At 71.5% G+C, this 21,716-nt stretch carries 22 protein-coding genes and 1 pseudogene; 13 read left to right on the forward strand and 10 right to left on the reverse strand.

Annotated features, from left to right (window positions below; genetic code table 11):
• Window positions 1-15: 15 nt before the first annotated feature.
• Entirely contained in the window at window positions 16-348 is a 333-nt protein-coding gene (locus QFZ58_RS11985) for a DUF3817 domain-containing protein (protein WP_307124909.1), read from the reverse strand.
• A 55-nt stretch (window positions 349-403) separates the two neighbouring features.
• Entirely contained in the window at window positions 404-913 is a 510-nt protein-coding gene (locus tag QFZ58_RS11990) for a MarR family winged helix-turn-helix transcriptional regulator (RefSeq protein WP_307124910.1), read from the reverse strand.
• A 164-nt stretch (window positions 914-1,077) separates the two neighbouring features.
• On the opposite strand from QFZ58_RS11990, the pseudogene QFZ58_RS11995 reads away from it, so the two are divergent.
• Window positions 1,078-1,497: pseudogene (locus tag QFZ58_RS11995) on the forward strand (ArsR/SmtB family transcription factor); the annotation flags it as partial.
• A gap of 11 nt (window positions 1,498-1,508) precedes the next feature.
• On the opposite strand, the gene QFZ58_RS12000 reads toward QFZ58_RS11995, so the two are convergent.
• The 5 genes from QFZ58_RS12000 to QFZ58_RS12020 form a co-directional block, all read right to left on the reverse strand.
• Complete coding sequence (locus QFZ58_RS12000) at window positions 1,509-2,174, reverse strand: response regulator transcription factor (protein WP_307124911.1); 666 nt, start codon at window positions 2,172-2,174, stop codon at window positions 1,509-1,511.
• 20 nt (window positions 2,175-2,194) lie between these two features.
• Window positions 2,195-3,460 carry a sensor histidine kinase gene (locus QFZ58_RS12005; protein WP_307124912.1) on the reverse strand — a complete coding sequence of 422 codons (1,266 nt, stop codon included), beginning with the start codon at window positions 3,458-3,460 and terminating at the stop codon, window positions 2,195-2,197.
• A 9-nt stretch (window positions 3,461-3,469) separates the two neighbouring features.
• A complete protein-coding gene (locus tag QFZ58_RS12010) occupies window positions 3,470-4,105 on the reverse strand; it encodes a hypothetical protein (RefSeq protein ID WP_307124913.1) in 636 nt (211 codons plus the stop codon).
• 140 nt (window positions 4,106-4,245) lie between these two features.
• The gene (locus QFZ58_RS12015) at window positions 4,246-4,539 is read right to left on the reverse strand and encodes an MTH1187 family thiamine-binding protein (RefSeq protein ID WP_307124914.1); all 294 of its coding nucleotides are present in this window, start codon (window positions 4,537-4,539) and stop codon (window positions 4,246-4,248) included.
• On the reverse strand, window positions 4,536-4,886 hold the full coding sequence (locus QFZ58_RS12020) for a DUF3817 domain-containing protein (RefSeq protein ID WP_307124915.1): 351 nt from the start codon (window positions 4,884-4,886) through the stop codon (window positions 4,536-4,538). Before QFZ58_RS12020 ends, QFZ58_RS12015 begins: the two co-directional genes overlap by 4 nt.
• Window positions 4,887-5,127: 241 nt before the next feature.
• On the opposite strand from QFZ58_RS12020, the gene QFZ58_RS12025 reads away from it, so the two are divergent.
• The 4 genes from QFZ58_RS12025 to QFZ58_RS12040 all read left to right on the forward strand — a co-directional run bounded on the left by QFZ58_RS12025 (window position 5,128) and on the right by QFZ58_RS12040 (window position 7,761).
• The gene (locus QFZ58_RS12025; protein WP_307128835.1) at window positions 5,128-5,760 is read left to right on the forward strand and encodes an AIM24 family protein; all 633 of its coding nucleotides are present in this window, start codon (window positions 5,128-5,130) and stop codon (window positions 5,758-5,760) included.
• Window positions 5,760-6,410: an AIM24 family protein gene (locus QFZ58_RS12030; RefSeq protein WP_307124916.1), complete on the forward strand. Its 651-nt coding sequence runs from the start codon at window positions 5,760-5,762 to the stop codon at window positions 6,408-6,410. Before QFZ58_RS12025 ends, QFZ58_RS12030 begins: the two co-directional genes overlap by 1 nt.
• On the forward strand, window positions 6,407-7,189 hold the full coding sequence (locus QFZ58_RS12035; RefSeq protein WP_307124917.1) for an AIM24 family protein: 783 nt from the start codon (window positions 6,407-6,409) through the stop codon (window positions 7,187-7,189). The genes QFZ58_RS12030 and QFZ58_RS12035 overlap by 4 nt, the downstream gene beginning before the upstream one ends.
• A 95-nt stretch (window positions 7,190-7,284) precedes the next feature.
• Window positions 7,285-7,761 carry a MarR family winged helix-turn-helix transcriptional regulator gene (locus tag QFZ58_RS12040; protein ID WP_307124918.1) on the forward strand — a complete coding sequence of 159 codons (477 nt, stop codon included), beginning with the start codon at window positions 7,285-7,287 and terminating at the stop codon, window positions 7,759-7,761.
• A gap of 299 nt (window positions 7,762-8,060) precedes the next feature.
• Here the strand turns inward: QFZ58_RS12040 and meaB are convergent, their stop codons facing one another.
• On the reverse strand, window positions 8,061-9,032 hold the full coding sequence (gene meaB / locus QFZ58_RS12045; RefSeq protein WP_307124919.1) for a methylmalonyl Co-A mutase-associated GTPase MeaB: 972 nt from the start codon (window positions 9,030-9,032) through the stop codon (window positions 8,061-8,063).
• Between the two features lie 32 nt (window positions 9,033-9,064).
• Window positions 9,065-10,267, reverse strand: coding sequence for an acetyl-CoA C-acetyltransferase (locus tag QFZ58_RS12050; RefSeq protein ID WP_307124920.1), 1,203 nt, complete (start codon window positions 10,265-10,267; stop codon window positions 9,065-9,067).
• A gap of 135 nt (window positions 10,268-10,402) precedes the next feature.
• On the opposite strand from QFZ58_RS12050, the gene mce reads away from it, so the two are divergent.
• The 7 genes from mce to QFZ58_RS12085 all read left to right on the forward strand — a co-directional run bounded on the left by mce (window position 10,403) and on the right by QFZ58_RS12085 (window position 20,036).
• A complete protein-coding gene (gene mce, locus QFZ58_RS12055; RefSeq protein ID WP_307124921.1) occupies window positions 10,403-10,831 on the forward strand; it encodes a methylmalonyl-CoA epimerase in 429 nt (142 codons plus the stop codon).
• Between the two features lie 165 nt (window positions 10,832-10,996).
• Window positions 10,997-14,791 (forward strand): polarized growth protein Scy, encoded by a 3,795-nt coding sequence (gene scy / locus QFZ58_RS12060; RefSeq protein ID WP_307124922.1) that lies wholly within the window; start codon window positions 10,997-10,999, stop codon window positions 14,789-14,791.
• A 203-nt stretch (window positions 14,792-14,994) separates the two neighbouring features.
• A complete protein-coding gene (locus QFZ58_RS12065; RefSeq protein WP_307124923.1) occupies window positions 14,995-15,933 on the forward strand; it encodes a cellulose-binding protein in 939 nt (312 codons plus the stop codon).
• 86 nt (window positions 15,934-16,019) lie between these two features.
• Window positions 16,020-17,027 (forward strand): ABC transporter ATP-binding protein, encoded by a 1,008-nt coding sequence (locus QFZ58_RS12070; protein WP_307124924.1) that lies wholly within the window; start codon window positions 16,020-16,022, stop codon window positions 17,025-17,027.
• Between the two features lie 5 nt (window positions 17,028-17,032).
• Window positions 17,033-17,812 carry an ABC transporter permease subunit gene (locus QFZ58_RS12075; protein ID WP_307124925.1) on the forward strand — a complete coding sequence of 260 codons (780 nt, stop codon included), beginning with the start codon at window positions 17,033-17,035 and terminating at the stop codon, window positions 17,810-17,812.
• Window positions 17,813-17,949: 137 nt separating this feature from the next.
• A complete protein-coding gene (locus tag QFZ58_RS12080; RefSeq protein ID WP_307124926.1) occupies window positions 17,950-19,164 on the forward strand; it encodes an ABC transporter ATP-binding protein in 1,215 nt (404 codons plus the stop codon).
• Entirely contained in the window at window positions 19,161-20,036 is an 876-nt protein-coding gene (locus QFZ58_RS12085) for an ABC transporter permease (protein WP_307124927.1), read from the forward strand. Before QFZ58_RS12080 ends, QFZ58_RS12085 begins: the two co-directional genes overlap by 4 nt.
• A gap of 16 nt (window positions 20,037-20,052) precedes the next feature.
• Here the strand turns inward: QFZ58_RS12085 and QFZ58_RS12090 are convergent, their stop codons facing one another.
• Window positions 20,053-20,382, reverse strand: a complete 330-nt coding sequence (locus QFZ58_RS12090) for an ATP/GTP-binding protein (RefSeq protein WP_307124928.1) — start codon at window positions 20,380-20,382, stop codon at window positions 20,053-20,055.
• 209 nt (window positions 20,383-20,591) lie between these two features.
• Between QFZ58_RS12090 and QFZ58_RS12095 the strand changes: the two genes are divergently transcribed.
• Window positions 20,592-21,623, forward strand: a complete 1,032-nt coding sequence (locus QFZ58_RS12095; RefSeq protein WP_307124929.1) for an LLM class flavin-dependent oxidoreductase — start codon at window positions 20,592-20,594, stop codon at window positions 21,621-21,623.
• Window positions 21,624-21,716 lie beyond the last annotated feature (93 nt).

Raw genomic sequence — 21,716 nt, forward strand, 5'->3', positions numbered from 1 at the left:
TCGGGGTGACGGCCGTCAGACCTGTACGGGCCGCGCCGAGCCGTCCGTGACGAGCGGCTCGACCTCGCGGACGACCTTGCGCTCGACGAAGAACGCGGCCGTCGGGATCGTGCCGGAGATCAGCACCCACAACAGCTTGCCGACCGGCCACTTCGCCTTGGAACCGAGGTCGAAGGCGAAGACCAGGTAGATGATGTAGAGGACACCGTGGATCTGGGAGACGACGAGCGTCAGCCCCTCACCGGTGTCGAAGCCGTACTTGAAGACCATGCAGGTGCACAGCACCAGCAACATGACGGCGGTGACATAGGCCATCACCCGGTAGCGGGTGAGCACACTGCGTTTCATGGCATCGAGCGTAACCGGACAGCCCGGGCGATCTTGCGGCGCCCTGCCCCTTCGGCTACTTGTCCTCGAAGTCCCGGGCCGCCACCCGCAGCGGGCGCAGCATCGCGAAGATCTCGGCGCACTCCTCGGCGTCGTACACTCCGAGCCCGAAGTCCATCGCCATCAGGTCCTCGGTCGCCGCCTCGACGACCTCACGGCCCTTGTCGGTGATGGAGGCGAGGGTGCCGCGCCCGTCGTTGGGGTTGGGCCGCTTGGCCACCAGACCGGAGCGCACCAGCCGGTCGACGGTGTTGGTCACGGACGTCGGGTGGACCATGAGGCGCTCGCCGATCTTGGACATCGGCAGCTCACCCGCCTGGGAGAAGGTGAGCAGGACCAGCGCCTCGTACCGGGCGAAGGTCAGCCCGTACGGTTTGACCACCGCGTCCACCTCGGCCAGCAGGATCTGCTGCGCACGCATGATCGAGGTGATCGCGCCCATGGAGGGCACCGGTCCCCAGCGCCGCTGCCAGAGGTCCTCGGCGCGGGCGATGGGATCGAAGGGCAGGCTGAGCGGCTTCGGCACGGCACGACCTTACCCACTGGTCACATGGCGGTCAGCTCCGTCTCGCACTTCGGTACCGGACGCCTGTTCTACGGACCTCCAGCACCAGCACCAGCACCAGCGTGCACACCGTCCCGATGGCGCCCGAGGCCGCGATCACCTGGTGCACGGGTCGCGGCAACACAGCGCTCGCCGACAAGCCGGGCGCCCTGCACTCCGCGGCCGGGCAGCGGATGCCGGCCGACCCGGCCCGGTCGGTCCGGCAGTTGGCGGACCTGCTCGGACAGGCCTGGCAGGTGCTGGTCGAGCGCGGAATCGGCGGTCTGTGGACGGAGGCCGCCGACCGGACCCCCGGCCCGCTCGCCCGGTTGCTCGGCCGGGCCCGCGCCGATGTGCTGTGCGCCCTGGACCAACCGGCCGGAGCGAGCGCGCTGGCCCACCGGCTCTCGCTCGCCGCCTCCTCGGTCTCGGCGCACCTGCCGGTGCTGCGCGCCGCGGGGCTGCTCACCTCGCGGCGGTACGGTCACCAGGTGCTGTACGAACGCACGCCGCTCGGGATGGCACTGGTGGGCGCGGACGGCCCGCCGGGGGCCGCCCGCCCCTAAAAAGGGGGCGCTCACCCCGTCGGCGCCTCCAGATAGCGCAGCACCGCGAGCACCCGCCGGTGCCCGGCCTCCGACGGCGGAAGGCCGAGCTTGGCAAAGATGTTCGACACGTGCTTCTCCACGGCCCTCTCCGACACGACGAAGGACTCGGCGATCGAACGGTTGGCGCGTCCCTGGGCCATCAGCCCCAGCACCTCCCGCTCGCGGGGGGTCAGCGCGTCGAGCGCCGAAGCGCGGCGAGCGGCACCGAAGAGCTGGGCGACGACCTCCGGATCCAGCGCGGTGCCGCCCTCGGCGACCCGGTGCAGGGCGTCCACGAACTCGCCGATGTCCACGACGCGTTCCTTGAGGAGGTAGCCCACACCTCCCGCGCCCGGACCGCCACCGCCGCCGAGCAGCTGGGCCGCGTACCTCGTCTCCACGTACTGGGAGAAGATCAGCACGCCCACCGAGGGCCACCCGCCCCGGATGGTGACCGCTGCGCGCAGTCCCTCGTCCGTGTGGCCGGGCGGCAGCCGGATGTCGATCACGGCGGCGTCCGGGCGGTGTTCGTCGACGGCGGCCAGAAGCGCCTCCGCGTCCTCGACCGCGGCCACCACCTCCACCCCGCGCAGGGTGAGCAGTTGCACCAGGCCGTCGCGCAGGATCGCGGAGTCCTCGGCGATGACGACGCGCATGCAAGGTCCTTGTCTCTCGTTCAACGCTGCGGCGCTCGGCGGTAGGGCAGTACGACGGTCACCACCGTAGGACCCCCGGCCGGACTTTCGCAGGTCAATGTGCCGTCGACGGTCCGGGCCCGGCCCCTCAGACCGGTCAGGCCGCTGCCCGCCCCGACCGTCGCCCCGCCCTGCCCGTCGTCCCGTACGGACAGGCGCAGCACCCCGTCCGCCGCACGCACCGCCACCCGGACCTCGGACGCGGCACTGTGCTTGACGGCGTTGGTGAGCAGTTCGGCGGCGCAGAAGTAGGCGATCGACTCCAGCGCCGGGGCGGGGCGTTCGGCGATGTCCGTGGTGACGGTCACCGGCAGGACGCTGTCCGCGGCGAGCGTGGCCAGCGCGGTGTCCAGGCCCTGGTCCAGTACGGGCGGGTGGATGCCCTTGACCAGGACGCGCAGGTCGGCCACCGCCTGTTTGGCGTTGGACCGTGCGGTCTCGACGACTGCGAGGACCCGGTCGCGGTCGGCGTCGGCCGCGACCAGTTCGGCGATCAGCGTCAGGTGCATGCCGAGGCCCACCAGCCGCGCCTGGGTGCCGTCGTGCAGATCGCGTTCGATCCGGCGCAGTGTGGCGGCGGCGTCGTCGACGGCCTGGGCACGGGTCTCCTCCAGGGTGCGGATCCGCTGCCCCGCCGCGTCCGGACCGAGCAGGCTCCGCAGCAGCCACCGGTGCGGGACGAGGGCCCGGCGCACCAGCCAGGGCGTCACCGCGAGCAGCGTGATCCCGGCCGGCACGACGACCAGCCACATGGGCCAGGAGTCGAACTGGACGCCGCCGATCTCCAGCGACACCCTTCGCGTCGAACCGCCGGCTTCCCGGACCGTCCGGTAGTTCCACCTTCGCAGCAGCGGGTGCAGGGTGAGCAGCGCCCCGTACGCACAGCCGGCCGCCGCGACGGCCGAGGGCAGTACGGCCGTCAGTGGCGCGGCCAGTGCGCAGCCCACGGCCCGCCAGGCGGCCCGGTCCCCGAGCACCGCCCGCCGCCAGCCGAACGCCCCGGGCTCCGCCCTGCGCGGTGGTGGATCGATACGGGTGTCCAGCAGCGTCGAACTCAGGAACCGTTGCAGACCGCCTAGGGCGAGCGCCCCGCGGGCCGTCAGCGCGATGATCCAGGGTCCGGCCGGGGTGACCGACAGTGCGCCGCCGGCCACGAGGCCGCACACCACCGCCGCCCACCCCAGCAGGGCGAGGGGCAGCGCTATGAGGGCGTGGAGCAGGGTGCGCGCGAGCGGCCGCACTTCCATGGGATCCGCCTAGAGCTGGTGGATGAGGGGGATCGAGACCAGCGAGCACAGTACGGCGACCCCCAGGGCGAGCGCGATCGTGCGCGGGAGCCCCGAGCGGTCCGCCCCCAGGAAGCCGGCGACCAGCCGGGCCTGGAGCGCCGTGAACCCCTTGACGACCCACGGGGTGAGGAGGAGGAACACCACTCCGCCGCCGGCGGCGTGCACCGCCCAGGCGCCTGCCATGGTGGGTCCGCCCCAGGACGAGGAGGGGTCGATGCCGGGCCGCAGGGGGAAGCCCCAGTTGATCGCCGCGACGAACCAGAAGTAGGCCGTGAAGGCGGCGGCGGCCAGGTCGAGCGGAATGGTCACCACCGCGTGCACGAGGGCCAGGGGCCCGGTGCGGGGCACCTCGTCGACATCGATGCGCAGCAGCCGGCGGGCGAGACCCCGCTGGATCCGGCCGGCCGGACCGCCCAGGAGTGCGACCGGGACGCAGACGAGGGCGACGGGGAGGGCGAGCAGGATGTACGCCGTGCGCCGCCAGGTCTCGGCGCGGAACGGCTCGCGCAGGATCGTGCGGACGCGGTCGGCCGGGCCGGCCGTCCGGGTGCGGCCGTGGGGGCGGCTCAGGGGGCCGGAGAACTGCTGCGTGGTGGTGTCCATGAGGCAAGACTCCCGGCCGCGCCGCGTCCGATCGATCGTGCCCGCACGGAGACCGGGGGTTCGGTTTACCCCACCCCCGCCGGGCTCCCCGCATTGCCACCCCTCCCGCGCCGCCGGGCGCCGGTGGGTGGGGCGGGGCGTCAGTCCGCCAGGTGGCGTTCGACCGTTTCGACCTTGGACGTCAGGCCGTCGGTGACGCCCGGCCTGATGTCGGCCTTCAGGACCAGGGACACGCGGCCGGCGCGGGCCTCGACGGCGGCGACGGCCCGCTTGACGACGTCCATGACCTCGTCCCACTCGCCCTCGATCGAGGTGAACATGGCGTCCGTGCGATTGGGCAGCCCGGACGCGCGGACGACCCGTACGGCGTCGGCGACGTACTCACCGACGTCCTCGCCGACGCCCAGCGGGCTGACGGAGAAGGCGACGATCATGCGCTGACCACGCCTTCACGGCGGGCGCGGGCGGCGATGACGCCGTCGGCCTCGTACTTCTTGAGCAGCTTCTCGCCGTAGAGGCCGCCGAAGGGCAGCACGGCGAGGAGGAAGAACAGGGCGACACGCTTGAACGGCCACTTGGCCTTGACCCACACGTCCAGCAGGAACACCAGGTAGATCGTGAAGAGGATGCCGTGCAGCATGCCGAGCGGCATCATCAGGAAGTCGATGTCCGAGACCCGGCTGAGCACCGAGCCGAACAGGATCAGCGCCGGGAAGGACAGCGCCTCGGGAAGCGAGATGAGGCGCAGCCGGTGCAGGGCGGAAGCGGTCTTGATGTCCACGAGGGCACCTTCGGTGGGAGGGGGCGTGTCGGCCGGTGAACGCGGGCACAGGCTTGTGAACGCGGGCACAAGCACATTCATTGTGGCATCGCCCCCGGCCCACCCCGGTGGCGGGGGCCGGTAGCGCCCCGGGCGGTCCCCGCGTGCACGTACCGGCGCATATCAGGGTGATGTCGGGGGCCGGATCGTCCCTGGGGGCCTGTCCGCGGGGCGTCCGTGCGACTACCGTCGCAGCGTGGCAATGTTCCGGCTCCAAGGCAGCAAGACGCTCGCCGTCGACCTGACAGGCGACGCCGTCAAGGCGAAGAACGGCTCGATGGTCGCGTACGACGGCCAGATGGCGTTCAAGAAGATGTCCGGCGGCGGTGAGGGGATCCGAGGCATGGTGACCCGACGGCTGACCGGCGAGCAGATGACGATGATGGAGGTGAAGGGGCAGGGCACCTGCTACTTCGCCGACCGTGCGAGCGAGATCAACCTGGTCTCGCTGCACGGCGACAAGTTGTACGTCGAGGCGAGCAACCTCCTGGCGACCGACGCCGGACTGCGCACCGGCACCACGTTCACGGGACTGAGGGGCGGGGCGAGCGGCAACGGCCTGTTCACCACGACCGTCGAGGGCAGTGGCCAGGCGGCGATCATGTCGGACGGTTCGGCCGTGGTGCTGCGGGTCACGCCCCAGTACCCGCTCAGCGTCGACCCGGGCGCCTACATCGCGCACCAGGGCAACCTGCAGCAGCACTTCCAGTCGGGCGTGAGTTTCCGCACGTTCATGGGTGAGGGTTCCGGCGAGTCGTTCCAGATCCGCTTCGAGGGCGACGGCCTCGTCTACGTGCAGCCGAGCGAGCGGAACACCGTCGGGGGCGATGTCTGATGCCGTTCCGAGAGATCAACGCGAAGATGGTCGAGGCGAGGGTCATGCCCGGCCAGAAGATGTACAGCCAGCGCGGGGCGATGCTCGCCTACCGGGGAGACGTGTCGTTCACCCCGAACATCCAGGGCGGACAGGGCGGCCTGGCTTCCATGATCGGCCGGCGGGTGGCGAACGAGGCGACCCCGCTGATGACGGTGGAGGGCGACGGCACGGTGATGTTCGGCCACGGCGGTCATCACATCCAGGTGATCGGACTGACCGGTGACACCCTCTACGTGGAGGCCGACCGGCTGCTCGCCTTCGACGGGACGCTCCAGCAGGGCACGATGTTCATGGGCTCGCAGGGCGGCGTGATGGGCATGGTGCGTGGCCAGGTGACCGGTCAGGGCCTGTTCACGACCACGCTCAAGGGCCACGGGGCCGTCGCGGTGATGGCGCACGGCGGGGTGATCGAACTGCCCATCGTCCCGGGCCGCCCGGTGCACGTGGACCCGCAGGCGTACGTCGCCCATCACGGCGAGGTGACCAACAAGCTGTCCACGGCCCTCGGCTGGCGCGACATGGTGGGGCGCGGCTCCGGCGAGGCGTTCCAGCTGGAACTCAGCGGCAGTGGTGCGGTGTACGTCCAGGCGTCGGAGGAGAAGCTGTGAGCGCCCCTGTGGTCTTCGACCCGACGACACTGCCGTCGGACGACAACGTCAACGCGTACACCTTCTGCGTGGAGCTCAAGGGGAGCCAGTGGTTCCTGCAGAAGGGCAAGATGATCGCCTACTACGGGCGGATCGACTTCAACGGCATCGGGCACGGCCGTTTCGAGCGGCTGATCCGCACGAGCTTCCACTCCCCCCTCCACGCGAGCGACTGGGTGGTGGCCGAGGGCAGCGGCAGGATGCTGCTCGCGGACCGGGCCTTCGACGTCAACTCGTTCGACCTGGAGGACGGGAATCTGACGATCCGGTCCGGCAATCTGCTGGCGTACCAGCCCTCACTGGCGCTCAAGCAGTCGATCGTGCCGGGCTTCCTGACCCTGATCGGTACGGGGAAGTTCGTGGCCGCGTCCAACGGCCCGGTGGTCTTCATGGAGCCGCCGATCCGGGTCGACCCGCAGGCCCTGGTGGGCTGGGCGGACTGCCCCTCGCCGTGCCACCACTACGACCACGGGTACATGACGGGTGTCATGGGGGGACTGCGTTCCCTGACCGGAATCGGCGGTACGTCGGGCGAGGAGCACCAGTTCGAGTTCGTCGGCGCGGGTACGGTGCTGCTCCAGTCGACGGAGATGCTCATGGCCGAGCAGGCGACGGGGCTGACCCCGCACGAGCCGGGGGTCCCGGGCGGCGGGCAGCACTCTCCAGGGGCGGGTCAACACGGGTCCACCCCGCGCATGCCCGGTCAGCTGGGGGACCTCCAGCGTCGCTTCGGACTGTGAACGGTACTCTGCGGAGTGTGACGCCGGGCCGCGCGTGCCCGGCATCACACCCCTCAACTTCGTCCGGCTTTCAACTTCTTAGGTAGAATTCATACATGGAAACCGAGACGGCCACCCGCTGGCTGACCGATGCGGAGCAGTGCGCCTGGCGCACCCACCTGGACGTCAGCAGGCTGCTGACGCACCAGTTGGAGAAAGACCTCCAGCCGTTCGGGCTGACCATGAACGACTACGAGATCCTGGTCAACCTCTCCGAGTCGGACGACCAGCGCATGCGGATGAGCGATCTCGCCGCCGCCACCCTGCAGTCCAAGAGCAGGCTCTCGCACCAGATCACCCGCATGGAGACCGCGGGTCTGGTGCGGCGCGAGCACTGCGAGTCGGACCGGCGCGGCCTGTTCGCGGTCCTCACCGACCTCGGCGCCGAGACGATGCGCAAGGTCGCGCCGCACCATGTCGAGTCGGTGCGCAGGCACTTCATGGACCTGCTGTCGCCCGAGGCGCTCGCCGAACTGCACGCGGCCCTGACCCCGATCGCGGACCATCTGCGCGGCCGTCGCGGTAAACCCTGACACCACGCGCCCCGGGCGCCCCGCAGCCCGGGCCCGGCGGCCGGGCAGCCCCAGGGTGAAGGCCGTCCCCGCCCCGCGGTGACGGCCCATGCCTGGCCACCGGCGGTCACCGCGCCTCAGGGAGCGAACCCGGACAGGACCCTGGCGGCGTCGTCCCGGAGCCCGAGGAAGACCTCCCCCATGCCTCCCGCGCCGAGCCTGGCCAGCACGGCGTACGGCCCGATCCGTCGCGGCGAGTCCTCGTGTAACGGCCGCCGGTGAGGCGGTTCCCGGGCGGCCCGCACGCCGCCCGGTGGCCGTCAGTCCCGCGCCGGGTGCCCGGTGAGCCCCGCCACCAGTTCGTCCGCCGCCGCGTACGGGTCGAGGTCTCCGGCCGTGATCCGTTCCGCGAGTGCGTCCAGCCGGCGGTCGCCGTGCAGGTCGGCGATCTTCTCGCGCAGCGCCGTGACGGCGATCGTCTCGACCTCACGGGCCGCACGCGCGGTGCGCCGCTCGGCCAGGACGCCGTGCTCCTCCATCCAGGCCCGGTGCTTCTCGAGCGCCTCGACGACCTCGTCGACGCCCTCGCCCCGGGCGGCGACCGTCTTGACGATCGGCGGCCGCCAGTCGCCCGGCCCGCGGGACTCCCCCAGGCCGAGCATGTGGTTGAGCTCGCGGGCGGTGGCGTCCGCGCCGTCCCGGTCGGCCTTGTTCACGACGTACACGTCGCCGATCTCCAGGATTCCGGCCTTCGCCGCCTGGATGCCGTCACCCATGCCCGGGGCGAGCAGCACGACGGAGGTGTCGGCCTGGGAGGCGATCTCCACCTCCGACTGGCCCACCCCCACCGTCTCCACGAGGATCACGTCGCAGCCCGCCGCGTCCAGCACCCTGATCGCCTGCGGCGCCGACCAGGCGAGGCCGCCCAGATGACCGCGGGTCGCCATCGAGCGGATGTAGACGCCCGGGTCGGAGGCGTGCTCCGACATCCGGACCCGGTCACCGAGGAGCGCGCCCCCGGAGAACGGCGACGACGGATCGACCGCCAGCACCCCGACCCGCTTGCCGGCCTTGCGGTAGGCGGAGACCAGGGCCGAGGTGGAGGTGGACTTGCCGACACCGGGGGAACCGGTCAGACCGACGACGTACGCGTGGCCGGCCAGCGGCGCGAGCGCCGCCATCACCTCGCGCAGCTGGGGCGACGCCCCCTCCACCAGGGAGATGAGCCGGGCCACCGCACGTGGCCTGCCCTGGCGTGCCTGTTCCACCAGGGTGGGGACGTCCACCTTCACGCTCGGTCTCCTCGCTCGCTCGTACGGTGTGACTACTTGCCGGGGACCCGGATGATCAGGGCGTCGCCCTGACCGCCGCCGCCGCACAGAGCCGCCGCCCCGGTGCCACCGCCGCGCCGCTTGAGCTCCAGCGCCAGGTGCAGGACCACGCGGGCGCCCGACATGCCGATCGGGTGGCCGAGGGCGATCGCGCCGCCGTTGACGTTGACCTTGTCCGAGGTGACGCCGAGGTCCTTCATCGACTGGACCGCGACGGCCGCGAAGGCCTCGTTGATCTCGATGAGGTCGAGGTCCTCGACGCCGATGCCCTCCTTCTTGAGGGCGTGCCGGATGGCTCCCGACGGCTGCGACTGCAGCGAGTTGTCCGGGCCGGCCACGTTGCCGTGGGCGCCGATCTCGGCGATCCACTCCAGGCCCAGCTCCTCGGCCTTGGCCTTGCTCATGACGACGACCGCGGCGGCACCGTCCGAGATCTGGGAGGAGGTGCCGGCGGTGATCGTGCCGTCCTTGGAGAAGGCCGGACGCAGCTTGCCGAGCGACTCCGCGGTCGTCTCCGGGCGGATGCCCTCGTCCTTGGAGAAGAGGATCGGGTCCCCCTTGCGCTGCGGGATCTCGACCGGGGTGATCTCGGCCTCGAAGATGCCGTTCTTCTGGGCGGCCGCGGCACGCTGGTGGGACAGGGCCCCGATCTCGTCCTGGGCGGCACGGGCCAGGCCCAGACGGGTGTTGTGCCTTTCCGTGGACTCACCCATCGGGATGTTCTCGTAGGCGTCGGTCAGACCGTCGTACGCCATGGAGTCGAGCATCTCGATCGCGCCGTACTTGTGGCCCTCACGGGACTTCGGCAGCAGGTGCGGGGCGTTGGTCATCGACTCCTGGCCGCCGGCCACCACCACGTCGAACTCCCCGGCGCGGATCAGCTGGTCGGCGAGCGCGATGGCGTCGAGACCCGACAGGCAGACCTTGTTGACGGTGAGCGCCGGGACGTTCATCGGGATTCCGGCCTTGACCGCCGCCTGGCGTGCCGGGATCTGCCCCGCCCCGGCCTGGAGCACCTGGCCCATGATCACGTATTCGACCTGGTCGCCGCCGATGCCCGCGCGGTCCAGGGCGGCCTTGATGGCGAAGCCGCCGAGGTCGGCTCCGGAGAAGCTCTTCAGGGAGCCGAGGAGCCGGCCCATGGGCGTACGCGCGCCCGCGACGATCACTGAGGTGGTACCGGTCGTTCCTGACATGAGGCGCAGCCCCTTGGGATCGGTTGTGAACGAGGGTTTACTTGAATGTACTGAGCGGTACGGCGCCCGTCATCCGGCTGTAGGTGTGATCGCGCGCACGTTGCGTAACCATCGCCGTAGCGATGCACTGGTTCCATGCTGACGCGAATCGACCACATCGGAATCGCCTGTTTCGACCTCGACAGGACGGTGGAGTTCTACCGCGCGACCTACGGGTTCGAGGTGCACCACTCCGAGGTCAACGAGGAGCAGGGTGTCCGGGAGGCCATGCTCAAGATCAACGACACCTCGGACGGCGGGGCCTCGTACCTCCAGCTCCTGGAGCCGACCCGTGAGGACTCGGCCGTGGGCAAGTGGCTGGCGAAGAACGGCGAGGGCGTCCACCACATCGCCTTCGGTACCGCGGACGTCGACCAGGACGCCTCGGACATCCGCGGCAAGGGCGTCCGGGTGCTGTACGACGAGCCCAGGACCGGGTCGATGGGCTCCCGGATCACCTTCCTGCACCCCAAGGACTGCCACGGCGTCCTCACGGAACTGGTCACGGCCGTGGACGAGCACTGACCGACCCGTACCCGGCCCGGTAGAGTGGGCGGTTCCGGGCCGGGGCCGGGTCGGGGCCGCGCCGCGTCTCCGCCGTTGATCTGTCACCATTCCCCGGGGGACCGTTCGCCCGGCGAGCGGTACTCGTTCGGAGAATTGCGACCACGGGACGGATGGGACCGCGCAGTGCGGGGCTACGAGAGCCAGCAGAGCCACCGAGCTGACGACGACCATCTCTCGCGGTTCGAAGCCGAGATGGACCGGCTGAAGACCGACCGGGAGAAGGCCGTCCAGCACGCCGAGGACCTCGGCTATCAGGTCGAGGTCTTGCGTGCCAAGCTGCACGAGGCCCGGCGCAACCTCGCGACCCGCCCCGCGTACGACAGCGCGGACATCGGCTACCAGGCCGAGCAGCTGCTGCGCAACGCCCAGATCCAGGCCGACCAGCTGCGCAGCGACGCCGAGCGCGAACTGCGCGAGGCCCGGGCGCAGACGCAGCGCATCCTGCAGGAGCACGCGGAGCACCAGGCGCGTCTGCAGGCGGAGTTGCACACCGAGGCGGTTCAGCGGCGTCAGCGGCTCGACCAGGAGCTGGCGGAGCGCCGGCAGACCGTCGAGTCCCACGTCAACGAGAACGTCGCCTGGGCCGAGCAGTTGCGGGCCCGGACGGAGTCCCAGGCCCGCCGGCTCCTGGACGAGTCGCGCACCGAGGCCGAGCAGTCGCTGGCCGCCGCCCGCGCCGAGTCCGCCCGGCTCGCCGACGAGACCAGGCGGCGCCTCAACGCCGAGGCGGAAGCGGCCCGTTCCGAGGCCGAGGCCACACTGCTGCGGGCCCGCCGGGAAGCCGAGCGGCTGGTGGCCACCGCCTCCACGCAGGCGCAGGAGGCCGCCGCCCACGCCGAACAGCTGCGCTCGACGGCCACCGCCGAGACCGATCAGACCCGGCAGCAGACCGCGGAGCTCAACCGCACCGCCGAGCAGCGCATGCAGGAGGCCGAGACCCGGCTGCGCGAGGCCCGTCTGGAGGCCGAGAAGGTCGTCGCGGAGGCGAAGGAGGCCGCGGCCAAGCGGCTGGCCGGCGCCGAGTCGCAGAACGAGCAGCGCACCCGTACGGCCAAGTCGGAGATCGCCCGGCTCGTCGGTGAGGCCACGAAACAGGCCGAGGCCCTCAAGGAAGAGGCCGAGCAGGCACTCGCCGACGCCCGGACGAAGGCCGAGCGGCTGGTCACCGAAGCCGCGGAGAACGCCCGTACGGTCGCCGCCGAGGACGCGGCGGCCCAGCTCGCCAAGGCCGCCCGCAGCGCCGAGGAGGTCCTGACCAAGGCCTCCGAGGACGCCAGGTCCACGACGAAGGCGGCGGCCGAGGAAGCCGAGCGGATCCGCCGCGAGGCCGAGGCCGAGGCGGACAGGCTGCGCGGCGAGGCCGCCGAGCAGGCCGACCAGCTCAAGGGCGCGGCCAAGGACGACACCAAGGAGTACCGGGCCAAGACCGTCGAGCTGCAGGAGGAGGCGCGCCGCCTCCGCGGCGAGGCCGAGCAGCTGCGCTCCGAGGCCGTGGCCGAGGGCGAGCGCATCCGCGGCGAGGCCCGCCGGGAGGCGGTCCAGCAGCTGGAGGAGGGTGCCCGCACCGCCGAGGAGCTGCTGACCAAGGCGAAGGCCGACGCCGAGGAACTGCGGACCTCGGCGAGCGCGGAGGGCGAGCGCGTGCGCGCCGAGGCCGCCGAGCGCGCCGCCACGCTGCGCAAGCAGGCCGAGGAGGCGCTGGAAGCCGGCCGTGCCGAGGCGGAGAAGTTCCGTACCGAGGCCGAGGAGCAGGCCGCCGCCCTCACGTCGGCGGCGGAGAAGGCCGCCGAGGAACTGCGCGAGGAGACCGAGCGCGCGATCGAGGCCCGCAAGGCCGAGGCGGCCGACGAGCTGGCCCGGCTGCGCACGGAGGCCGAGTCCCGCCTCACCACGGCGGAGGAGGCGCTCGGCGAGGCCCGCACGGAGGCGGAGCGGATCCGCCGTGAGACGAGCGAGGAGTCCGAGCGGCTGCGCGCTGAGGCCGCCGAGCGGCTGCGCACGCTCCAGGAGCAGGCCACGACGGAGTCCGAGCGGCTGCGTACCGAGGCCGCCGCCGACGCCGCGGCGTCCCGCGCCGAGGGCGAGGCCGTCGCCGTACGGCTGCGTACCGAGGCCGCCACCGAGGCCGAGCGGCTCAAGACGGAGGCGCAGGAGAGCGCCGACCGGGTGCGTTCCGAGGCCGCGGCCGCGGCCGAGCGGGTCGCGACGGAGGCCGCCGAGGCCCTCGCCGCCGCGCAGGAGGAGGCCAACCGGCGCCGCCGCGAGGCCGAGGAGACGCTCGGCAGCGCACGCGCCGAGGCGGAGCAGGAGCGCGAGCGCGCCCGCGAGCAGAGCGAGGAGCTGCTCGTCTCCGCCCGCAAGCGGGTCGAGGAGGCGCAGGCCGAGGCGCAGCGGCTGGTCGAGGAGGCGGAGAGCCGGGCGAGCGAGATGGTCTCCGCCGCCGAGCAGACCGCCCAGCAGGTGCGGGACTCCGTCGCCGGGCTGCAGGAGCAGGCCGAGGAGGAGATCGCCGGGCTGCGGTCCGCCGCGGAGCACTCGGCGGAGCGGACGAGGACCGAGGCGCAGGAGGAGTCGGACCGGGTACGGGCCGACGCCCACGCCGAGCGCGAGCGGGCCACCGAGGACGCCAACCGGATCCTCCGGGTCGCGCACGAGGAGTCGGAGGCCGCGAAGGCACTGGCCGAGCGGACCGTCTCCGAGGCGATCGCCGAGTCGGAGAAGCTGCGCTCGGACACTTCGGAGTACAGCCAGCGGATGCGGACGGAGGCGTCCGACGCCCTGGCCTCCGCCGAGCACGACGCCTCACGCGCGCGGGCCGAGGCCCGGCAGGACGCCAACCGGATCCGTTCCGAGGCGGCGGCGCAGGCCGACCGGCTCATCGGCGAGGCGACGAGCGAGAGCGAGCGGATCCGCGCCGAGGCCGCCGAACAGGCGGAGCGGTTCGTCGGCGAGGCGACCGACGAGGCGGAGCGGCTGCGCGCGGAGGCGGCGCAGACCGTCGGATCGGCGCAGGAGCACGCGGCCCGCACCCGCGAGGAGTCCGAGCGGCTGCGCGCCGACACGGAGTCCGCGGCGGAGCAACTGCGCGCGGAGGCACGCCAGGAGGCGGACCGGATGCTGGACGAGGCGCGCGAGGCCGCGGCGAAGCGCCGTGCCGACGCCGCCGAGCAGGCCGACCAACTCGTCGCCAAGGCCCAGGAGGAGGCGTTGCGCGCCGCCACGGAAGCCGAGGAACAGGCCGACCGGATGGTCGGCGCCGCACGCAACGAGGCCGTACGGATCACCTCGGAGGCCACCGTCGAGGGCAACTCCCTGGTGGAGCGGGCCCGTGCGGACGCGGACGAGCTGCTCGTCGGCGCCCGCAGGGACGCCACCGCCACCCGGGAGCGGGCGGAGGAGCTCAGGGCCCGCATGGAGAGCGAGATCGAGGAGCTGCACGAGCGGGCGCGCCGCGAGACCTCGGAGCAGATGAAGACGGCGGGCGAGCGCGTCGACAAGCTGATGAAGGCGGCGACGGAGCAGCGGGCGGAGGCCGAGGCGAAGGCCAAGGAGCTGCTGGCCGACGCGAACTCGGAGGCGAGCAAGGTCCGGATCGCGGCGGTGAAGCGCGCCGAATCGCTGCTCAAGGAGGCCGAGACCAAGAAGGCCGAACTGACCCGCGTGGCCGAGAAGCTGCGCGCCGACGCCCAGGCGGAGGCCGAGAAGATCGTCGACGAGGGCCGTCGCGAGCTGGACCTCCTGGTCCGAAGGCGCGAGGACATCAACACGGAGATCTCCCGGGTCCAGGACGTACTGGAGGCGCTGGAGTCCTTCGAGGCTCCGGCCGGTACGGGCAAGTCCGCGAACGGCGGTACGGGGGCCGTCAAGGCGGGCGCGGCCGCGGGTAACCGCGCGGGCGGCAAGGCGTCGGATGGGTAGGCAGTGCTCATCCGCTCGTCAGCCGGTCCGCGCCGGTTATTTCGTCATGAACATTCAACCCTTCGGGTGGCAAGCGCTCCGGGGGTCAGCCACTCAAAAGGGGTGTCATTCTCCATAGCAAAGCGGCATCTTCATGTTGACACGCCGCCCAGGCCCCTAGGATTCCCTCCAACACCTCACCGGTCTCATTCGACAGGAACCCCATGAGCGACCCTTCTTCCCCCTTCGGCTTCGAGCTCGTGCGACGTGGATACGACCGCGGTCAGGTGGACGACCGCATTACCAAACTCGTCGCCGACCGTGACAGTGCACTCGCCCGCATCACCTCTCTGGAGAAGCGAATCGAGGAGCTCCACCTCGAGACGCAGAACGCGCAGGCCCAGGTCAACGAGGCCGAGCCGTCCTACGCCGGGCTCGGCGCCCGCGTGGAGAAGATCCTCCGCCTGGCCGAGGAGGAGGCGAAGGACCTGCGTGAGGAGGCCCGCCGCGCCGCCGAGCAGCACCGCGAGCTGGCCGAGTCGGCCGCCCAGCAGGTGCGCAACGACGCCGAGTCGTTCGCCGCGGAGCGCAAGGCCAAGGCCGAGGACGAGGGCGTACGCATCGTCGAGAAGGCCAAGGGCGAAGCGGGCACGCTTCGCACCGACGCCCAGAAGGACGCCCAGCAGAAGCGCGAGGAGGCGGATGCCCTCTTCGAGGAGACCCGCGCCAAGGCCGCCCAGGCCGCCGCGGACTTCGAGACGAACCTCGCCAAGCGCCGCGATCAGTCGGAGCGCGACCTCGCGTCCCGCCAGGCGAAGGCCGAGAAGCGTCTCGCCGAGATCGAGCACCGCGCCGAGCAGCTCCGCCTGGAGGCCGAGAAGCTCCGCACGGACGCCGAGCGCCGGGCCCGCCAGACGGTGGAGACCGCGCAGCGCCAGTCCGAGGACATCGTGGCCGACGCGAACGCCAAGGCCGACCGGATCCGCAGCGAGTCGGAGCGCGAGCTGGCTGCGCTCACCAACCGCCGCGACTCGATCAACGCCCAGCTGACCAACGTCCGCGAGATGCTGGCGACGCTGACCGGTGCCGCGGTGGCCGCCGCCGGCTCCCCGGTGGACGACGAGCCCGCCTCCCGCGGGGTCCCGGCCCAGCAGACCCGCTGACACCCGCCTACATCAGCTGTACCCCTTGCGCGCCCGGTTCCGCCTGTGTGGTGGCGCCGGGCGCGCGGGCGTTCTAGCGTGAGCGCATGATCGAGCTCGACGGCCTCACCAAACGCTTCGGCGACAAAGTTGCCGTCGACGGCCTGTCATGCCGCGTCAGACCGGGAATGGTGACGGGTTTCCTCGGTCCGAACGGGGCGGGCAAGTCGACCACCATGCGGATGATGCTCGACCTCGACAACCCGACCAGCGGCTCGGTGCGCATCGACGGCAAGCCCTACCGCGAGCTGCAGGAGCCGCTCAAGCACATCGGGGCCCTGCTGGATGCCAAGTCCATGCACGGCGGCCGGAGCGCGTACAACAACCTCCTCTGCCTCGCACAAAGCAACCGCATCCCCGCCGGCCGGGTCGCCCACGTGCTCGACACGGTCGGGCTGAGTGCGGTGGCGAAGAAGAAGTCCAAGGGATTCTCGCTCGGTATGGGTCAGCGGCTGGGAATCGCCGCCGCGCTGCTCGGCGATCCGGAAATCCTGATGTTCGACGAACCCGTCAATGGTCTGGACCCCGAGGGAATTCACTGGATCAGGAATCTGATGAAGGCGCTCGCCGCGGAAGGCCGCACGATCTTCGTTTCCTCACATCTGATGAGCGAAATGGCGCTGACGGCCGATCACTTGATTGTGATCGGCCAGGGAAGGCTGCTCGCCGACACCTCGATGGCCGACTTCATCCACGAGAACTCCCGCAGTTACGTGCGGATGCGTTCCCCGCAGCGGGAGCAGCTGCGGGACATGCTGCACGAGGCGGGGGTCGTGGCGGTCGAGGCCGACGACGGCGCGCTGGAGATCGACGGCGCGGAACCGGAACGGCTCGGTGAACTCGCCGCGGGACGAGGCATCGTGCTGCACGAGCTCAGCTCCCAGCGCGCGTCGCTGGAGGAGGCTTTCATGCAGATGACCGCGGGCTCGGTGGAATACCACGCCCATTCCGAGCACGAGGCGGCCGAACCACCGCAGGCGGGGCCCCACTGGGACGACCGGTTCGACCGGCAGGCCGGCGGCGCGGCGCCCGGCGACGGCACGAAGGGGGCGTGAGGGTCATGGCATCGGTGCCCGCGGTATTGACATCCGAGTGGACCAAGATCCGTACGGTCTCCTCGACCACGTGGACCCTGATCTCCGCCTTCGTCGTCACGGTCGCGATGGGCGCGGCGCTCAGCGCGCTGCTGAACGCCCAGTTCGACGACCTGCCCACGGCGGAACAGGCCACGTTCGACCCCACGTTCGTGAGCTTCTCCGGCATGGTCCTGGGGCAGCTGGCGATGGTCGTCTTCGGAGTCCTGGTGGTAGGTACGGAGTACAGCTCCGGCATGATCCGCACCTCCCTCGCGGCCGTACCCCAGCGCGGCTCGTTCCTCTTCAGCAAGATCGCGGTCGCCGGGGTGCTGGCCCTGCTGGTGGGCCTCGCCACCAGTTTCGTGACCTTCTTCCTCAGCCAGGCCCTGCTGGGCGACCACCGCACGGACATCGGCGCGGACAACGTGCTGCGCGCCGTCTTCGGCGGTGGCGTCTACATGGGGCTGATCGCGGTCTTCTCCATGGGCGTGGCCACGATGCTGCGCAGCTCCATGCTGTCGCTCGGCATCCTGATGCCCTTCTTCTTCCTCGTCTCGCAGATCCTCTCGGCGGTGCCGGGCGCCAAGAACGTGGCCCGTTACTTCCCCGACCGGGCCGGGTCCAAGATCATGCAGGTGGTGCCCGACGCGATGAACAGCGATCCGGCGCCGTACGGGCCGTGGGCCGGGCTCGGCATCATGGCGCTGTGGGTGGTGGCGGCACTGGTCGGCGGGTATCTCGTCCTGAAGAAGCGGGACGCCTGAGCGCCGCGGCCGTCCGCCCCGCCCCGCGTGACGACTTGGCCGGAACCGCTATGGCGTGGTTATCCTCCTAACTCTTACGGGGGTGCGCGGCCGGGTGGCCTGGGCCCCGACGACAGATACGTCGATGGGGCTGGAGAATGATCGAGGCAGTCGGCCTGACCAAGCGCTACGGCGCGAAGACAGCCGTGTACAACCTTTCCTTCCAGGTGCGGCCGGGAGCGGTCACGGGTTTCCTCGGTCCCAACGGGTCGGGCAAGTCGACCACCATGCGCATGATGCTCGGCCTCGACCGGCCGACCTCGGGCCACGTGACGATCGGCGGCCACGCCTTCCGGAGCCTTCCCAACGCACCGCGTCAGGTGGGCGCACTGCTCGACGCCAAGGCGGTGCACGGCGGGCGCAGCGCCCGTAACCACCTCCTGTGCCTGGCCCAGCTGGCCGGTATCCCGGCGGCCCGGGTGGACGAGGTCCTCGGTGTCGTCGGACTGCAGGACGTCGCGAAGAAGCGGTCCCAGGGTTTCTCCCTCGGCATGGGGCAGCGGCTCGGGATCGCGGCGGCGCTGCTCGGTGACCCGCAGGTGCTCCTCTTCGACGAGCCGGTCAACGGCCTCGACCCCGAGGGCATCCTCTGGGTGCGCAACCTCATGAAGCAGCTGGCGTCCGAGGGCCGTACGGTCTTCGTCTCCAGCCACCTGATGAGCGAGATGGCGGTGACCGCCGACCACCTGATCGTGATCGGGCGGGGCCAGCTGCTCTCGGACATGAGCGTCACGGACTTCATCTCCGCCAACTCCGCGGACTTCGCCAGGGTCCGTGTCGCGACGGACCGGCCGGAGGGGCGGGAGAAGCTGACGGCCTCGCTCACCGAGGCGGGCGGCCGGGTCATGCCGGAGGTGGACGGAGCCCTGCGCGTCACCGGGCTCCCGCTGCCCCGGATCAGCGACCTGGCGCACGCCTCGGACGTCCGGCTGTGGGAGCTCTCGCCGCACCAGGCCTCCCTCGAGGAGGCGTACATGCGGATGACCCAGAGCGCCGTCGACTACCGCTCGACGGCCGACGCCAAGGCGGGACTCCAGCTCCCGCCCCCCGGCTACGGAACCGGCTACGGAACCGGCTACGGAACCGGCTACGGATCCGGCTACGGTCACGGGGAGGCCGGGCAGCCCGGTCACGCCGCCCAGCCTCCGGCCGAGGTGCCGCAGCAGGGCTGGTACGCCCCGCCGCCGCCGGGACAGAATCCGTACGCCGCGCCCGCGCCGGCCTCGGCCCCCGGGCCCGTACAGCCGGCCGGAGCGGCCCCGGCCGCCCCCGCAGATCCGACCACGCGCGAGACCAGCGAGGACATCCGATGACGACGCCGGCCACCCCGCCGCACCCGCAGCCACCCCTCGAGCCTTCCCCGCAGCCGCAGCAGGGCTGGGGCGGTCCGGCGGGGTCCTACGCCTCGCCGATCCCGGTGCGCAGCCCCGGCCTCGGCGACGCGATCGCGTCCGAGTGGACCAAGATCCGCTCCGTGCGCTCCACGATGTGGACCCTCGGGGTGATGGTCGTGCTCCTGTTCGCGGTGGGGCTGCTCACCGCGTTCGCCGTCAGCGCCGCCGACGCCGATCTCGAGGACACCCCGGTGCTCAGCCTCGGCTTCTTCGGTGTGCTGCTCGGCTCGATCTGTGTGATCACCCTGGGCGTGCTGACCATCGCCTCCGAGTACGGCACGGGAATGATCCGTACGACGCTGACCGCCTGCCCGAGCCGCGCCCGCGTGCTGATCGCGAAGTCCGTCGTCTTCTTCCTGCTCTCGTTCACGATCACCGCGGTGACGACGGGCATCGTCGCCCTGCTGCAGACGGCCATGCTCGGTGGCGCGACGCCCACCGGCGGGGACTGGCTGCGGGCCACGGTGGGCGTGGCGCTCTACGTGGCGACGCTGGGGCTGCTCTCGCTCGCCCTCGGCGCGCTCATCCGGCACTCGGCCGGTGCGATCACGATCATGATCGCGCTCGTGCTGCTGCCACTGGTGCTGGCGATGTTCATGTTCTCGCCGACGCTGTCCGGCCTCCAGGAAGCACTCTTCGAGTACTCGATCCCGAGCCAGATCGGCGCCTTCTACAACGCGTCGGTCACCGTGTCCGGGCCGTCCGGCTGGGAACCGCTGTGGATCATCATCGGCATGACCGCCGTCGCCATGCTCGGCGCCTTCGCCTCCCTGGACCGCCGGGACGTCTGAGGCACCCCGCCCGTCCTCAGTGGCGTGGCGCGTTCCTGGACCGCTGCACCCGTGTGGTGCGGCGGTCCTTCGCGTTCCAGCAGGCCTTGTGCCAGTGCCTGCGGTCGTCGATGCCGCCGAACTCCGGCCAGGCGACCAGGTGCGGGACACCGGAGGGGATCTCCTGGTCGCAGCCGGGACAGCGGTAGCGCTTGCCCGCCGCGCTCGCACCGCTCACCGGACGCACCGACCACTCCTCGCCCCGCCAGCTCTCGGTGGCGCCGCCTCCCCCGTACCCCTCCGCCGGCCCGCGTGCGTTGCCGGTGGGACTCTCGCCGCCTCGGGGGCGGTTGCGGCGCGGGGACACGTGACACCTCACGGGGCGGTACGGGCAGGTCCGTCAAGCCTAGAGCCCTTCATCCCGCGCCGATGCCGCGTGCGACAGGGGGTATGCGACGGGGCAGGTGAGTTAGCGGAAAATCGCAACAACTTCGTGCAGGACCGTGCCTTTGGCACGTGTCGGACGTTGTTGCCAGTAGGGGGAGAGCCGCGTCGGCCGCAAGGAGGTAGAAGGCGATGCGCGTGGGAACGTTCGTACTGGCGGCACAGTTTCCGGGCCAGGGGCCGGGCGAGGCCCTGCACCGGGCCGTCCGGTCCGCGGAGGTGGCGGAGGAGTCCGGACTCGATTCGGTCTGGCTGGCAGAACATCATTTCGTGCCGTACGGCGTGTGCCCGTCGGCCGTGACACTGGCCGGGCTGCTGCTCGGCCGCACCCGCAGGATCCGCGTGGGCACGGCGGTGAGCGTCCTGTCGACGCAGCACCCCGTCTCCCTCGGGGAGCAGGCGGCCCTGCTGCATCTGACCAGCGGCGGCCGCTTCACCCTCGGGGTGGGCCGCGGTGGGCCCTGGGTGGATCTGGAGGTGTTCGGCGGCGGTCTCGACGCCTACGAGAACGGCTTCCCCGAATCGCTGGAGCTGCTGCTGGACTGGCTCCGGGAGCCCAGGGTGGCGGGCGGCGGCGAGCGCTTCGGCTTCCGTGAGGTGGCGGTCGTGCCCCGCGCCGACGAGATCCTCGGGGGCGGTCCCGCCGTGCCCGAGGTGATCGTTGCGTGCACGTCGCCGAAAAGCGTGAAACTCGCCGCTGAAAAGGGTTTGCCGATGCTGCTCGGGATGCACTGCGGCGACGAGGAGAAGGCCGGCATGGTCGCTCTGTGGCGTTCCGCCGCTCTCGAGGCCGGTCAGCCGCCCGAGGTGGTGGAGCAGGTCGGACATGTGTCCGCAGGGGTGGCCCAGATCGCCGACGGGCAGGCGGACGCCGTCGAGACGCTCGTGAAGGCGATGCCCGGCTGGCTGCGGCAGGGGCTCGAGGCCCATGTCACGGTCGACGGCAGGCACCGGGTGATGCGCGACCCCGTCGCGTACACCGAGTTCCTGTGCGGCCTGCATCCGGTGGGTCCGCCCCGGCTCGCCGCGGACCGGCTGGCGGCCACGGCGGAGCGCACGGGCATCTCCCGTTTCGCCCTCCTGGTGGAGGGCTCGGGCGACCTCGCGACGACCGAACAGAACGTCCAGCGGCTGGGCACGGAGGTGCTGCCGCTGCTGACGTGAGGTGTCCATGCCGGTAGTCCTGGTGGTGCGGTGGTGCGGGAGCTGCCGCCCCGGAGCCAGTTGCACCTCCCGCGGCCCGAAGCGGCAGCAGAA

The organism is Streptomyces sp. B1I3, from assembly GCF_030816615.1.
GTDB lineage: Bacteria > Actinomycetota > Actinomycetes > Streptomycetales > Streptomycetaceae > Streptomyces.

Excerpts from the sequence above, each read along its gene's own strand:
- QFZ58_RS12050 (WP_307124920.1), bottom strand. The coding sequence starts at position 10,267 with ATGTCAGGAACGACCGGTACCACCTCAGTGATCGTCGCGGGCGCGCGT.
- QFZ58_RS12070 (WP_307124924.1), top strand. The coding sequence starts at position 16,020 with ATGATCGAGCTCGACGGCCTCACCAAACGCTTCGGCGACAAAGTTGCC.
- QFZ58_RS12025 (WP_307128835.1), top strand. The coding sequence starts at position 5,128 with ATGTTCCGGCTCCAAGGCAGCAAGACGCTCGCCGTCGACCTGACAGGC.
- QFZ58_RS12080 (WP_307124926.1), top strand. The coding sequence starts at position 17,950 with ATGATCGAGGCAGTCGGCCTGACCAAGCGCTACGGCGCGAAGACAGCC.
- QFZ58_RS12005 (WP_307124912.1), bottom strand. The coding sequence starts at position 3,460 with ATGGAAGTGCGGCCGCTCGCGCGCACCCTGCTCCACGCCCTCATAGCG.
- QFZ58_RS12010 (WP_307124913.1), bottom strand. The coding sequence starts at position 4,105 with ATGGACACCACCACGCAGCAGTTCTCCGGCCCCCTGAGCCGCCCCCAC.
- QFZ58_RS12040 (WP_307124918.1), top strand. The coding sequence starts at position 7,285 with ATGGAAACCGAGACGGCCACCCGCTGGCTGACCGATGCGGAGCAGTGC.
- QFZ58_RS12015 (WP_307124914.1), bottom strand. The coding sequence starts at position 4,539 with ATGATCGTCGCCTTCTCCGTCAGCCCGCTGGGCGTCGGCGAGGACGTC.
- QFZ58_RS12065 (WP_307124923.1), top strand. The coding sequence starts at position 14,995 with ATGAGCGACCCTTCTTCCCCCTTCGGCTTCGAGCTCGTGCGACGTGGA.
- mce (WP_307124921.1), top strand. The coding sequence starts at position 10,403 with ATGCTGACGCGAATCGACCACATCGGAATCGCCTGTTTCGACCTCGAC.
- QFZ58_RS12030 (WP_307124916.1), top strand. The coding sequence starts at position 5,760 with ATGCCGTTCCGAGAGATCAACGCGAAGATGGTCGAGGCGAGGGTCATG.
- QFZ58_RS12085 (WP_307124927.1), top strand. The coding sequence starts at position 19,161 with ATGACGACGCCGGCCACCCCGCCGCACCCGCAGCCACCCCTCGAGCCT.
- QFZ58_RS12000 (WP_307124911.1), bottom strand. The coding sequence starts at position 2,174 with ATGCGCGTCGTCATCGCCGAGGACTCCGCGATCCTGCGCGACGGCCTG.
- QFZ58_RS11985 (WP_307124909.1), bottom strand. The coding sequence starts at position 348 with ATGAAACGCAGTGTGCTCACCCGCTACCGGGTGATGGCCTATGTCACC.
- QFZ58_RS12075 (WP_307124925.1), top strand. The coding sequence starts at position 17,033 with ATGGCATCGGTGCCCGCGGTATTGACATCCGAGTGGACCAAGATCCGT.
- QFZ58_RS12095 (WP_307124929.1), top strand. The coding sequence starts at position 20,592 with ATGCGCGTGGGAACGTTCGTACTGGCGGCACAGTTTCCGGGCCAGGGG.